Genomic DNA, 14,291 nt, shown 5'->3' with positions numbered 1-14,291 from the left:
TTTAGGGACAAATTTTAATAAATGAAACATTTTTGCTTTTTTTTTGATCAAAAACATTATGATTGTGCAACTCAAACTTAATTAACAACTCAAATAGTTGATTTTTATTTTGAATTATGAATTTTATCTAATAAGGATATCACCCACTTTTTTAGTGATATCCCGAATAAAAATTTCAGTGATTAGATAGTTTTAGTTAATGCCATAGCACTGCTTAAGCTTTTGATAATCATAATAAAAGCTGCTTGAATTATAACGGGCATAATCGCAACTTGACTTAAATAAAGTTTCTTTTTCGTTATACAGCATTTTTACCAAGGTATACCCTTGTGCATTTTGATATATATCCCATTGCATATTGGCTGCCATAGGAGAAATATCTTCGCCACGCCAAGTACTTGTACTATAGCTATAAGTTTGATTCAGCGCTAAAGGTGTCATCATCCCTTTGAGTTCAAATGCTGTTGCAAGCGGTATAATGATCTCAGCATGGGCAAATCGTAAAACAGCCTTGTGCTGCTGTTGTTTATTGATCACCTGATCTACTTGAGCAAAGAAATCCTGTTTGAGTCCATTTGCAATATTGCTGGTTACTTGATTGGACTCAGTAAAGCTTGGGCCTTTTTCGTAGAAATCCTGCGCATCATTATATTCTGCATAAAATTTGGCGGCGTCTATTGGCATATATTTTGTGAAATCTGTATTGCCTAATTCTTTTTTCATCCCAGGTGCAATTGAGTACAATTCATATAGGTATGCTGCTGCGTCTACTGTACTTGCTATGGTATTTTTGCCTTTGCCTTTTTCAGTGATTTGGGTGCCATTTGAAGCTGTCGTCGTAAATGATCCCGTATTGCTAAAGGTATAGCCCTGACTACCTAATTTCTGAATAAACTCATCTTTAAACAACGGTGTCAGTACTTTCAACGCGATTTGTTGAGCATTGTTATTGCTTGATAATTCTTTTAATTTTTGCTTTAGATCCGCATCATTTTCTTCAAAATCCTGATACTTCAGGCTGGCATCATAGATATTTTGTCTAAGCGTTGAATTAATTTGGCTCAAATCTGTTGTTTTATTTAAACTATGAAAATAAAGCAAAAAGCGATCAACTCCTTGATCGTCAATCGATGGGTAGGTATCGCTACTTAAACTCGCATAGCTCACTGGACGAATTTTTTCTTGAAGATCAGGTCGTTTCACGATCAATTCATTGGTAAAAAATTTGGCACTATCTACTGCACGATCTACTCCAGAACTTTGTACAGCAATATCCATTTGTCCTAGAGTAGAGGTATTGAACAATTGAGGTAAACGCTGTAATAAACGATCTGCAATCCCTCGATGTTCCTCAATACCCAATTGGCTTTCATTACCATAACCAAACTGACGGATTCCTGCCACACCATACCCCAGCAAGATGTTGGCTTTCATTATTGCTTCAATATCAGCGCCAAGCTGTTCACCCAGTGGCGTTAATGCATTTTCAGTTTTGGCTTGTTTCCAGAGATTATAAAGTGCCAAATCATATTTCATACTAGATAAACCACGCGAACCATGACGCGCAACCAGCTCAGTGAAAACAGGCTGGAATCCTGTTGGTGCAGCCTGATAGGTGTTTAAATCTTGCTGAGGTTTATAGGGAGTTTTGGTTTGAACATACGCTGAAGTTTCTACTGTTGCAGAACGATCAGAGGTGCTATTGTTATCATGATTATCGTTGCAAGCACTTAAAACAAGCATTCCGCCAGTTGCCATTAAAAACTTCAGTATGTTGCTAGTCTTCATTGTCTTCAGTCATTCAAAAATTTTGACTTAAAATATCTGGCTTGAATGACGATTGGATGACAACTATCCTAAAATTTAAGCTAAACCATCTTAATGATTTATCTTCATCTTTCTGCAAAGATCACTGATCAAGAATATCAACGAACTGCGCACCTAATATTTTTGCAATCGCTTGTGGTGCTACGCCAATATCGAGTCCACGTTTTCCACCACTGACATATATTTTATGTTTGCTTTCAGCCGAAGCATCAATGACGGTTTTAAGACGCTTTTTCTGACCAAGTGGACTAATTCCTCCCACCAGATAGCCAGTAAGTCGTTCTGCATCCTTTGGATCAGCCATATGCAGCTTTTTACAACCGAATGCTCCCGCCACTTTTTTTAGATTAAGCTGATGATTGACAGGTAAAATTGCAACATAGTGATTTTTATCATCGGTTACCAGCAAAGTTTTAAAGACTTCTTCTACATCAAGATTCAACTTTTCGGCAGCTTCAAGACCAAAACTTTTTGCATTTGGATCATGTTCATATTCATGAATACTGTATTCAATCTTATTGGTTTTAAGTAATTTGCAAGCTGGTGTCATTGTCTATCTAAAGCCAAAATAAATTTAATTATAAGTTCTTTCAAAGCATAATCAAATTTGCTTAGGCTATTTAAAATCACTTCTTTCTTGTAACTTATTTATAGACATGATTAAAATACGATTTAAATCACTATTTTAAAAATAACAATGCCATCTATTTATCAATTAAAACCAGCGTTTCAAAACCTATTACGCCCTTTAGTAAAATACTTGTATGCACGTGGAATCACGGCAAATCAGGTCACTATTCTTGCGATGATAATTTCACTGGTGCTTGGATGTGCTTTATTTTATGTCTATAGACAAGATACGCATCACTATATCGGATTTTTACTTATTCCTTTTTGGATGTTAATTCGCATGGCTTTTAATGCCATTGATGGCATGTTGGCACGAGAGTTTAACCAGCAAACACAGTTAGGTGCTTATCTGAATGAGCTTTGCGATGTGATTTCAGATACAGCACTCTATGCTTGCTTTATGGTCATCAGTTTTATTTCTACACCACTGCTTTTATTCGTCATTTTTCTAGCAATTCTGAGTGAATACACAGGTGTAATGGCACCTTTAATTGGTCAAATGCGTCGTTACGATGGACCTATGGGCAAAAGTGATCGTGCTTTTTGGTTTAGTTTATTGGCTATCTGGAGCATCATGGCATCTTATCTTGATTCTATCATTTCCTATCAAACCATCAGCTATGTCACAAATGGTCTTTTAGCTATGATGACCATTCTGTTATTTATCACAATTTATAACCGCGTAAAGAATGCAATTACGGTAACCTAATTTTTATTTTGAGATCATAATGATGCATAACAATACACAACATCAATTTATAAGTCACGATGGAACCAGTTTATTTTATCAACGTTGGGCTGCTTCTGATAATCCTGAGCAAAAAGCGATTGTATTATTTCATCGGGGACATGAACATTCGCAACGAATGGCACATCTGGTTGATGAATTGAAACTTCCAGATTTTGACTTTTTTGCATGGGATGCCCGTGGTCATGGTCACTCACCAGGCGAGCGTGGTGATGCACCCAGTTTTTCTGCCTGTGTAAAAGATATTCAGTCTTTCGTTCAACATCTCACAGATACTTATCAGATTCAGCCATCCAATATGGTCGTGATTGGACAAAGCGTGGGTGCTGTTCTGGCTGCAACATGGGTACATGATTACGCACCCAAAATACGTGCCTTATGTCTTGCCTCACCCGCTTTCGATATCAAACTGTATGTACCGTTCGCCAAGCCAGGATTAACACTGCTGAGTAAATTGCGTGGTAATTTCTTTATCACCAGTTATGTCAAAGCAAAAATGCTGACTCATGATGAACAACGTGCTGCCGAATATGACACCGACACACAAATTGCCAAAGCTATTTCAGTACGCATGTTACTTGGTTTATATGATGCGTCTAAACGTATTGTAGAGGATGCACAAAATATTTTTGTACCCACCCAGGTGCTTTGCTCTGGTTCAGATTATGTTGTTCATCAAAAACCACAACGTTTATTTTACGAGCGCTTACCTCATCCACAAAAAGAGTTTCATATCTTAGAAGGTTTTTACCATGATACTTTGGGTGAAAAACACCGAAGTATTGCATTTGATAAGATTCGTCGTTTTGTGCAGCAAAGTTTTGCAGAAAATCATCAGCCCATCGAGATCGTTCATGCGGATAAAATTGGACCAAGCTGTGCAATCGCCGAACAACTGAGTGCGCCTTTACCTAAAAATTCATGGAAATACTGGTTCTGGAATTTAACCAAAAAAAATCTAAAAATTGGTAGTCGTTTTTCACAAGGCCTCAAAATTGGTGAAGATACAGGCTATGATTCTGGGAGCACACTCGACTTTGTATACCGTGACCAACCTGAAAGCACAAATATTCTTGGCAAAATGATTGACCGACAATACTTAAATGCGATTGGCTGGCGTGGAATTCGAATTCGTAAACAACATATCGAGCAATTACTTCCAGTCTATGCAGAAAAATTGATCGCGGCAGATCAACCACTTAAAATTCTGGATATCGCAGCAGGACACGGTCGCTATATTCTCGACGCAGTGGCAAAAATCTCTAAACGTCCGCAATCAATTTTACTGAGAGATTATAGTGAGCTTAACGTAGCATCTGGCAATAGACTCATCCATTCCAAAGGTTTAGAGGATATTGCTACGTTTCAGCTTGGAGATGCATTTGATCAAGCTTCACTGGCTAGTATTGAGCCACAAGTCAACTTAGCAGTGGTATCTGGACTGTATGAGCTATTTAGTGACAATGATCTGTTGCGTCAATCTCTGTCTGGTCTTTCCCAAGCGATTGAAACAGGTGGCTATCTAATTTATACCGGACAAATCTGGCATCCTCAGCAGGAGTTTATTGCACGTGCCCTTACCTCTCATCGAAAGGGTGAAGCATGGGTCATGCGTTTAAGATCACAGGCCGAAATGGATGCACTGGTTGAACAGGCTGGATTTAAAAAGATTGATCAATATATTGATCAATTCGGAATCTTTACTGTTTCAATTGCACAAAAAATATAATTTAAGGTTGATTGCATGCAGCAACAATTACAAAAACAGTCAGGGACATGGAAATGGGGGATATTGTGCCTCGTTATACTTGCGCCCTTTTTCTTTCTCAGTTATGGCTTTTCCAATCAGTATGCTGCGGGTTTAACACAGGTTCGCAGTATTGTTTTTGAATGGGAACAGTTGATTCCTCTTTGGCCTTGGACAATTATTCCCTACTGGTCAATCGATCTTTTTTATGGTCTGTCTTTATTACTTTGCTGGAATAAGTTTGAACTCAAACAGCATGCTTTAAGACTATTCACGGCACAACTCATTTCAATCAGTTGCTTCTTACTATTTCCTCTCAAATTCAGCTTTGAACGCCCAGAACTACATGGTTTTTTTGGTCTCTGGTTTAATATTCTGATGGGTTTTGATAAACCCTTTAATCAGGCGCCTTCCCTGCATATTGTGTTACTCATCATTTTATGGGATTTTTATCGTCGTCATGTTGCTTCATCATGTCGATGGGTCGTTGATATTTGGTCATGCTTGATTGGACTATCAGTTTTAACAACTTGGCAGCATCATTTTATTGATATCCCAACAGGGATAATTGTAGGTGCTTTATGTCTATGGTTTTTTCCACTTTACGTTAAAGCCCCCTATCAAACCCAGATTCATCAAGTGAGAACAATCAAGCATTTTAAGCTCGCTAGTTATTATCTGCTAGGTGCAATTGTGCTATGTATCATCGCTTGGCAAATCCGAAATTGGGCGCTCTGGTTATTTTATCCTGCTTTAAGTTTATTTCTGGTGAGTCTGGCCTATATTTTGGTTCGACCTCATTTTTTCCAAAAGCAAGCTAACGGAAAAATGACCATAGCAGCACTTATTTTATTTGGACCATATCTAGTGTTTGCTTGGCTTAACAGTCGGCTATGGACAAAGAAACATCCTGAAGATTCATTGATATTTGAGCATAAGCATAGTCAGCTAAAAATTTTTCTTGGTCGTATTCCTTCACAAGCGCACACGACAAAATATACTGCAATTTTTGATTGTTGTGCTGAACTGCCCGTTGCTACACAAAGTACCTATCAGCAATATTTGACCCTTGATCTGATTGCTGTACAAGCAGATCAACTCCAGTACGCAGTTGAAGCATTTGAAAAACTGATTCAACAGTCACAACAACATGCACACCCTTCAATTCTTATTTATTGCGCTTTGGGATATTCCCGTAGTACAGCAGTTTTATGCGCTTGGCTGATTAAGAACCAACAGGCAGTAAATATCAAAAATGCCCTACAATTCATTCGTGTTGCACGCCCATGGGTTAAGCTTAGCGAACAGCAAATTGAACAGATTAACCTTTATCAGCTCAGACTTATGGAGTCTGTACCATGAATATGCATTGGATTGTGCTATCACGTTTACTGGGTCAGACAAATTACCTTTTACTTTCTGGCTATGTTGCATTTATTGTATCTACCACCTTGTTATTGTTTTATGGCGCATCATCACTACAATACTGGCTGCTTCTCACGCTGAATTTTCTTGCTTTATTTATCCATCATTATATTTCACTAAGAGTAAAATTTGATGGCGATCTACTACAATCTTTATTACAGTATCAATTGTCTCAAAAGGTTTCATCTGATCAACTCACGCAACAATTCGATCAAACAATGCTTGATTTGAAACTGATGCCTGTAAGTAAAACAGGACGTTCTTGGGATAATCGTTTTAAAGGCTGCTTAAAATTATTCAAAATCCAGATATTGCTGCTAATTATTCAATATATATTGCTCATTGTATTAATTGGCCTATTCTCTGAATATTAATTTGAGAAAAATAATGAAATCATCTCCATCGAATTCAATTGATTCTTTAAAACAAAAGTCTTTAGTCAGTCAATTATTTGCCAGATTTATTGCATTTTTGACTCGTCGTAGCGCAAGATTATTGACGGGTGCACGGAGCCTATGGGTTGGATGTGAACCAGGACTGAAACAGCGGATTTATTACGCCAACCATAATAGTCACATCGATTTTATATTACTTTGGTCATCCTTACCTAAACCGATAAGACGACAAACTCGTCCTATTGCTGCTTCGGATTACTGGTTAAAAGATGGCTTTCGTCGCTTTTTGATCCAAGATACTTTTTCTGGTGTGACGATTCAACGTCAACGTGAAAATCATGAAGACCCATTGCAACCTGTAAAAGAAGTACTTGCTCAGGGATATTCAATTATTTTTTTCCCTGAAGGAACACGGAATCTCAATGATGATGTAGAACTTTTAGATTTTAAAAGTGGTTTGTATTATCTAAGTCAGGAATTTCCACAGGTTGAAATTGTTCCTGTATGGATCTCCAATTTGAAAAGAGTCATGCCCAAAGGCGCATTTATTCCACTGCCTTTACTTTCCACCGTTATTTTTGGATGTCCATTAAAAGATATTAAAACATTAGATAAGCAAACATTTCTCCAATATGCAAAGGAAGAACTTGTAAAACTTAAACAGGCTGAATATCAATGATCAATAATCTACAACAGACTTATCTAATTTTTGGTATTTTTGCTGCAATTCTAGTTTTCGCATCAGCTGTTGGATTTATTTTAAAACTCCGCTCAGGCGATACCCTATCTCCAGTTATCGATAATTTAAATGCCAGAATCAACGCTTGGTGGGTCATGCTAATTGTACTTGCCGCTGCAATCCTTTTGGGGAAAATGGCTTTTATTGTGTTATTTGGTTTGATTTCGCTATTTGCTTTACGTGAATTCATTAGTCTCTTACCCACACGCCGCGGAGATTATTTCCCTTTATTAATCGCCTTTTATTTTGTTATTCCTTACCAATATTACTTGGTCTATATCAATTGGTACGGTCTTTACTCAATTTTTATTCCGCTTTATGTATTTTTACTGATTCCAATCGCCAGTTTAAAGCAGGAAGATACTACCCATTTCTTAGAGCGCAGTGCAAAAATCCAATGGGGCCTCATGGTGAGTGTGTTCTGCATTTCACACGTGCCTGCATTACTTAATCTAAAATTGCCAGAGTTTTATGGTGATAAAATATGGCTCGCAATCTGGTTGATTATCGTGGTACAGACATCTGATGTATTACAATATGTATGTGGAAAATTATTTGGTAAACATAAAGTTGCGCCTGTATTATCGCCATCTAAAACCGTAGAAGGATTATTGGGGGGTATCATATTAGCAACATTACTAGGTATCACACTCAAATGGCTTACTCCTTTTAATTATTGGCAAGCCGCACTTATTGGACTGATTGTCTGTATTTTTGGCTTCTTCGGTGGCCTGGTAATGTCCGCCATTAAACGCGACCGTGGTGTTAAAGATTGGGGACAACTGATACAAGGTCATGGTGGAATGCTAGACCGCATCGATTCCATTTGTTTCTCCGCACCAATTTTCTTTCATATTTTAAGATATTGGTGGAGCTAAATTGGAAAATTTGACTTCAATTTCGAGATTCGATTCATTGATTAGGAGTGAGTAATCGTAAAATAATATTTAAAACAATGTATGATTTTTCTCTTGTTATTGAAAAGTTATCAAATATTGACGTATGAATAACAGCAAACTACCATCCAAGAATCAAATTTTTGGATGGGTTGTTTATCTTGATCTCTTATTTTCAACCTCACTTGAAACTAAAAAATTATAGAAATTTTTATTCGAAGAAAGTACTGTTTAGCTTATCTACGTGTATTCTATTTACAGGTTGTACCGCACTTGGGCCACATAGTGGAACTTTAGCACAACGCTCTTCCAAACTATCTAATGGACTTCAAAAAGCTTATGCTGTTTCGCCATCTACAGCAAATCGCTTATCTCCGATGATTATCCAAAGTGCAGATCGTTATGAAGTACCTCCTCTACTCATTGCAGCGACTATTCGTCAGGAATCGAATTATAATTCTTATGCTCGTTCCTCTGGTGGAGCAATTGGTTTAGCACAAATTATTCCAAGCTACTGGCAACAATCATGTCCAGGAAATCTCTCAGATGAATATACCAATATCCAATGCAGTGCTTACATTTTAGGTCATTACAATCAAATTGCTGGAAGTTGGTTTAAAGCTAGTGCTTATTATAATGTTGGTCCAACAGGTTATAAATCTAGTTTCTGGACACGCCACAAAGCAAAAAAATATGCACGTTCAGTAAAACGTTTTGAGAAATCTCTTAAAAAAGAGCTTTGATTAGCTTAGGCTATTTTAATACTTGCTCAGATGTATTGCAGCATACCTATAAAAGATTTTAGACTAGGCATGCTGTTACATGAGTGAATATATTTTTTCTATTCCTCAAACATACCTTCAAATAATACAGAAGATAAGTAGCGTTCACCGCTATCTGGTAAAATCACAACAATAGTTTTACCTTCATTTTCAGGTCGTTCTGCAATTTTTGCAGCAGCAGCTAAGGCTGCACCACATGAAATACCCCCCAAAATTCCTTCTTGAGTCGCACATTTACGAGCCCATTCCAATGCTTCATCACTAGTGATGGGCATGACTTCATCTACAATATCTAAGTCCAGATTCTTTGGAATAAAATTGGCGCCAATACCTTGGATTTTATGAGGTGCAGGTGTAATCTCCTCACCACGCTTGGTCTGAGTGATAATCGGAGATTCTGCAGGTTCAACTGCAACTGAATAAATGGGTTTATTCTGAACTTTTTCAAAATAATGCGAAATACCTGAAATTGTGCCGCCTGTACCAACTCCAGCGACTAAAATATCAACTTGCCCATTGGTTGCATCCCAAATTTCTGGCCCTGTGGTTTGTTCGTGAATTTTAGGGTTAGCTGGATTTTCGAACTGTTGTGGCAGGAAATATATATCTGGCTGTTCTGTCGCCAATCGTACTGCTTCCTCCACTGCACCTTTCATTCCTTTTGCTGGTTCTGTCAAAACCAAGTTTGCACCGAAAGCTTTAAGCACTTTTCGGCGCTCAAGACTCATACTTGCTGGCATGGTTAAGGTAATCGGGTAACCTTTTGCAGCTGCAACAAAAGCTAAAGCAATCCCTGTATTGCCACTAGTCGGTTCAACAATATGCATACCAGATTTTAATACACCACGTTTCTCTGCATCTGCAATTAAAGCAGCACCAATGCGGCATTTTACTGAGAATGCAGGGTTTCGACTCTCAACTTTACCTAAAACCGTTGCACCAGTTTTAATAATACGATTAATGCGTACTAAAGGCGTATTTCCAATTGCTTCTGCATTATTTGAATATACTGCTATGCCCAAATTTGCTGGTGCTTTAAACTCTTGATCGGTAGACATCTTAATCCTTATTAGATTTGGAATGATTCCAAATCATTATTCTGAATCATAATAATCTTGTCAAATAAACTACCAAAGTTCTCCTTCTCTCCAATCTGTACAGATCTTATCATTTTTTAAACTACAAACTATCTGATCTTTTAGCCCACCACTCAATGGATAAAGCATGACTTCAATTCCATCTGTTTTATAAATAGAAATATTATGTTTGATATATAAATTTCCTCCCCAAGAAACCCAACCTAGCTTTCTGTAGAATGCCTCAACTTCTGGTTGTAAGGCGGCAAGTTCATATTTCTTAGTTGTTAAAATATTAATTAAATACATTAATAATTTTGATGCTAAACCTCTTCCACGCATGGTGGAATCAGTAGTCACATATTCTATATATGCAGTTTTTAAAGTGACATGATTATTTAATGTGAAAACTCTATCAGTCCATAAAGCATGTGACACAATATCCTCACCTAACAAACCTATAATATGAAAAGCATTTTGCATAAATGCATATTGGCTCCAAGGATCTTCCTCAAAAGCAGCAAAACATAACTCAGCAATTTTTTCTCGCTGCTGCTTCTCTAACTCTTGGGCTTTGATAATTTTAAATTGCACGAATTACTGCTCAATTTTAACTTCATTTATCTTAAGTAAAGATTGGAATAGGATGAAGTGTTTTTTAGTTAAGTTGTTTAAAATGAGTTAAGTCATATATCTTTCTGGATCAGGAATTGCGCAACGCAATGCAGCGAAGTTAACCATGGCATTTATTGATCAGTGGAAGGGTCAATAATCATTATTTAACCGTACTAAAAAAGGGCTTGAGCCCTTTTTTACTGTTTAGTTCTATGTGTGATTGATTTCTTTTTCTATTTCTTTCTACTTAATTTATTTCTTTGCATAAAAAAAGCCCCCTGATTTTGATTCAGGGGGCTTTTATATTTAAAAGCTGGCGATGACTTACTCTCACATGGCTAACGCCACACTACCATCAGCGCGAAGAGGTTTCACTTCTGAGTTCGGGAAGGGATCAGGTGGTTCACTCTTGCTATTGTCGCCAGCAAACTGTTTATGGACATTTTCGGGTCTTATTTTGACTGTGGATTGTATTTCACAGTGTGTGCCGTACTTTGTACCAAATGAGTTTAACGGATTGGACTATTGAGTCGGTATTGTAACTAGTTCATTAACTAAATCAAGTTTGAATTGATCATTTGTATGAATTTATCTTGCATACAACAACTGTTTGGGTGTTGTATAGTCAAGCCTCACGAGCAATTAGTATTGGTCAGCTTCACATATCACTATGCTTCCACATCCAACCTATCAACGTCCTAGTCTTGAACGGCTCTTTAGAGGAATAAATTCCTAGGGAAATCTTATCTTGAGGTAGGCTTCCCGCTTAGATGCTTTCAGCGGTTATCCCTTCCGAACATAGCTACCCGGCGATGCGACTGGCGTCACAACCGGTACACCAGAGGTTCGTCCACTCTGGTCCTCTCGTACTAGGAGCAGATCCTCTCAAATTTCCAGCGCCCACGGTAGATAGGGACCGAACTGTCTCACGACGTTCTAAACCCAGCTCGCGTACCTCTTTAAATGGCGAACAGCCATACCCTTGGGACCTGCTTCAGCCCCAGGATGAGATGAGCCGACATCGAGGTGCCAAACACCGCCGTCGATATGAACTCTTGGGCGGTATCAGCCTGTTATCCCCAGAGTACCTTTTATCCGTTGAGCGATGGCCCTTCCATACAGAACCACCGGATCACTAAGACCTACTTTCGTACCTGCTCGACTTGTGGGTCTCGCAGTTAAGCGCGCTTTTGCCTTTATACTCTACGCGTGATTTCCGACCACGCTGAGCGCACCTTCGTACTCCTCCGTTACTCTTTAGGAGGAGACCGCCCCAGTCAAACTACCCACCAGACATGGTCCTCGCCCCGGATTACGGGGCAGAGTTAGAACCTCAACATTACCAGGGTGGTATTTCAAGGATGGCTCCAATGGAACTGGCGTCCCATCTTCAAAGCCTCCCACCTATCCTACACAAGTAAGGTCAAAGTTCAATGTCAAGCTGCAGTAAAGGTTCACGGGGTCTTTCCGTCTAGCCGCGGGTACACCGCATCTTCACGGCGAATTCGATTTCACTGAGCCTCTGCTGGAGACAGCGCCGCCATCATTATGCCATTCGTGCAGGTCGGAACTTACCCGACAAGGAATTTCGCTACCTTAGGACCGTTATAGTTACGGCCGCCGTTTACTGGGGCTTCGATCAAGAGCTTCGCTTACGCTAACCCCATCAATTAACCTTCCAGCACCGGGCAGGCATCACACCCTATACGTCCACTTTCGTGTTTGCAGAGTGCTATGTTTTTAATACACAGTTGCAGCGGCCTGGTTTCTGCGGCTGTCAATCGCTCAGGGAGCAAGTCCCATCACCATCAACAGCGTACCTTCTCCCGAAGTTACGGTACCATTTTGCCTAGTTCCTTCAGCAGAGTTCTCTCAAGCGCCTTGGTCTACTCGACCTGACCACCTGTGTCGGTTTCGGGTACGATTCCTGTGTAACTGTAGCTTAGAGACTTTTCTTGGAAGTATGGTATCAGCCACTTCGCTAGTAAACTAGCTTGCTATCGACTCTCAGCATAGAGCACCCCGGATTTGCCTAAGATGCATGCCTACTGTCTTCCACCTGGACAACCAACGCCAGGCTGACCTAACCTTCTCCGTCCTCTCATCGCATTACACAGAAGTATTGGAATATTAACCAATTTCCCATCGACTACGCCTTTCGGCCTCGCCTTAGGGGTCGACTCACCCAGCCCCGATTAACGTTGGACTGGAACCCTTGGTCTTTCGGCGAACGGGTTTTTCACCCGTTTTGTCGTTACTCACGTCAGCATTCGCACTTCTGATACCTCCAGCAGACTTCTCAATCCACCTTCATCGGCTTACAGAACGCTCCCCTACCACGTAACTTAAAGTTACATCCGCAGCTTCGGCACATAGTTTTAGCCCCGTTACATCTTCCGCGCAGGCCGACTCGACTAGTGAGCTATTACGCTTTCTTTAAAGGGTGGCTGCTTCTAAGCCAACCTCCTAGCTGTCTATGCCTTCCCACATCGTTTCCCACTTAACTATGATTTTGGGGCCTTAGCTGGCGGTCTGGATTGTTTTCCTCTTGACTACGGACGTTAGCACCCGCAGTCTGTCTCCCGGATAGTACTCATAGGTATTCGGAGTTTGCATCGGTTTGGTAAGTCGGGATGACCCCCTAGCCGAAACAGTGCTCTACCCCCTATGGTATTCGTCCGAGGCGCTACCTAAATAGCTTTCGGGGAGAACCAGCTATCACCAGGCTTGATTAGCCTTTCACCCCTATCCACAAGTCATCCCCTGGCTTTTCAACGACAGTGGGTTCGGTCCTCCAGTTAGTGTTACCCAACCTTCAACCTGCTCATGGATAGATCGCCTGGTTTCGGGTCTATACCCAGCAACTATACGCCCTATTAAGACTCGGTTTCCCTACGGCTCCCCTATGCGGTTAACCTTGCTACTGAATATAAGTCGCTGACCCATTATACAAAAGGTACGCAGTCACCGAACAAGTCGGCTCCCACTGCTTGTATGCATGCGGTTTCAGGATCTATTTCACTCCCCTCACAGGGGTTCTTTTCGCCTTTCCCTCACGGTACTGGTTCACTATCGGTCAGTCAGGAGTATTTAGCCTTGGAGGATGGTCCCCCCATATTCAGACAAGGTTTCACGTGCCTCGCCCTACTCGTCATCATTGTGTGTGCCCTTTCGTGTACGGGAATATCACCCTCTACGTTCGCACTTCCCAGAGCGTTCCACTAGAACACACACAACTTAATGGGCTGTTCCCCTTTCGCTCGCCGCTACTAAGGGAATCTCAATTGATTTCTTTTCCTAAGGGTACTGAGATGTTTCACTTCCCCTCGTTCGCCTTGCATGACTATGTATTCATCATGCAATACCTATCTTATGATAAGTGGGTTTCCCCATTCAGACATCTCCGGATCA

At 40.0% G+C, this 14,291-nt stretch carries 11 protein-coding genes and 2 rRNA genes; 7 read left to right on the top strand and 6 right to left on the bottom strand.

What is annotated here, in order from left to right; genetic code table 11:
- Window positions 1–192: 192 nt before the first annotated feature.
- On the bottom strand, window positions 193–1,788 hold the full coding sequence (locus F952_RS09475) for a histidine-type phosphatase (RefSeq protein WP_370458628.1): 1,596 nt from the start codon (window positions 1,786–1,788) through the stop codon (window positions 193–195).
- A 121-nt stretch (window positions 1,789–1,909) separates the two neighbouring features.
- Window positions 1,910–2,377, bottom strand: coding sequence for a Cys-tRNA(Pro) deacylase (gene ybaK, locus F952_RS09470; RefSeq protein ID WP_004926525.1), 468 nt, complete (start codon window positions 2,375–2,377; stop codon window positions 1,910–1,912).
- Between the two features lie 147 nt (window positions 2,378–2,524).
- On the opposite strand from ybaK, the gene F952_RS09465 reads away from it, so the two are divergent.
- From F952_RS09465 to F952_RS09435, 7 genes are all read left to right on the top strand, one after another.
- On the top strand, window positions 2,525–3,166 hold the full coding sequence (locus F952_RS09465) for a CDP-alcohol phosphatidyltransferase family protein (protein ID WP_004926522.1): 642 nt from the start codon (window positions 2,525–2,527) through the stop codon (window positions 3,164–3,166).
- A 22-nt stretch (window positions 3,167–3,188) separates the two neighbouring features.
- Entirely contained in the window at window positions 3,189–4,934 is a 1,746-nt protein-coding gene (locus F952_RS09460; protein ID WP_026056829.1) for a bifunctional alpha/beta hydrolase/class I SAM-dependent methyltransferase, read from the top strand.
- 15 nt (window positions 4,935–4,949) lie between these two features.
- Complete coding sequence (locus F952_RS09455) at window positions 4,950–6,314, top strand: phosphatase PAP2/dual specificity phosphatase family protein (protein ID WP_004926514.1); 1,365 nt, start codon at window positions 4,950–4,952, stop codon at window positions 6,312–6,314.
- The gene (locus F952_RS09450) at window positions 6,311–6,751 is read left to right on the top strand and encodes a hypothetical protein (protein ID WP_004926511.1); all 441 of its coding nucleotides are present in this window, start codon (window positions 6,311–6,313) and stop codon (window positions 6,749–6,751) included. The genes F952_RS09455 and F952_RS09450 overlap by 4 nt, the downstream gene beginning before the upstream one ends.
- A gap of 13 nt (window positions 6,752–6,764) precedes the next feature.
- Window positions 6,765–7,451, top strand: a complete 687-nt coding sequence (locus F952_RS09445; RefSeq protein ID WP_004926507.1) for a lysophospholipid acyltransferase family protein — start codon at window positions 6,765–6,767, stop codon at window positions 7,449–7,451.
- Window positions 7,448–8,389, top strand: coding sequence for a phosphatidate cytidylyltransferase (locus tag F952_RS09440; RefSeq protein ID WP_004926504.1), 942 nt, complete (start codon window positions 7,448–7,450; stop codon window positions 8,387–8,389). The genes F952_RS09445 and F952_RS09440 overlap by 4 nt, the downstream gene beginning before the upstream one ends.
- A 245-nt stretch (window positions 8,390–8,634) precedes the next feature.
- Complete coding sequence (locus F952_RS09435) at window positions 8,635–9,150, top strand: lytic transglycosylase domain-containing protein (RefSeq protein WP_011182326.1); 516 nt, start codon at window positions 8,635–8,637, stop codon at window positions 9,148–9,150.
- Between the two features lie 98 nt (window positions 9,151–9,248).
- On the opposite strand, the gene cysK is transcribed toward F952_RS09435, so the two are convergent.
- The 4 genes from cysK to F952_RS09415 form a co-directional block, all read right to left on the bottom strand.
- Window positions 9,249–10,247 carry a cysteine synthase A gene (gene cysK, locus F952_RS09430; protein ID WP_004926499.1) on the bottom strand — a complete coding sequence of 333 codons (999 nt, stop codon included), beginning with the start codon at window positions 10,245–10,247 and terminating at the stop codon, window positions 9,249–9,251.
- 69 nt (window positions 10,248–10,316) lie between these two features.
- Entirely contained in the window at window positions 10,317–10,859 is a 543-nt protein-coding gene (locus F952_RS09425; RefSeq protein ID WP_004926496.1) for a GNAT family N-acetyltransferase, read from the bottom strand.
- 332 nt (window positions 10,860–11,191) lie between these two features.
- Window positions 11,192–11,306 (bottom strand): 5S ribosomal RNA (rrf, locus tag F952_RS09420).
- Between the two features lie 195 nt (window positions 11,307–11,501).
- A 23S ribosomal RNA gene (locus F952_RS09415) occupies window positions 11,502–14,291 on the bottom strand; the annotation flags it as partial.

This window comes from Acinetobacter baylyi DSM 14961 = CIP 107474, from assembly GCF_000368685.1.
Lineage (GTDB): Bacteria > Pseudomonadota > Gammaproteobacteria > Pseudomonadales > Moraxellaceae > Acinetobacter > Acinetobacter baylyi.
This window is presented reverse-complemented; position numbering and strand designations above follow the sequence as displayed.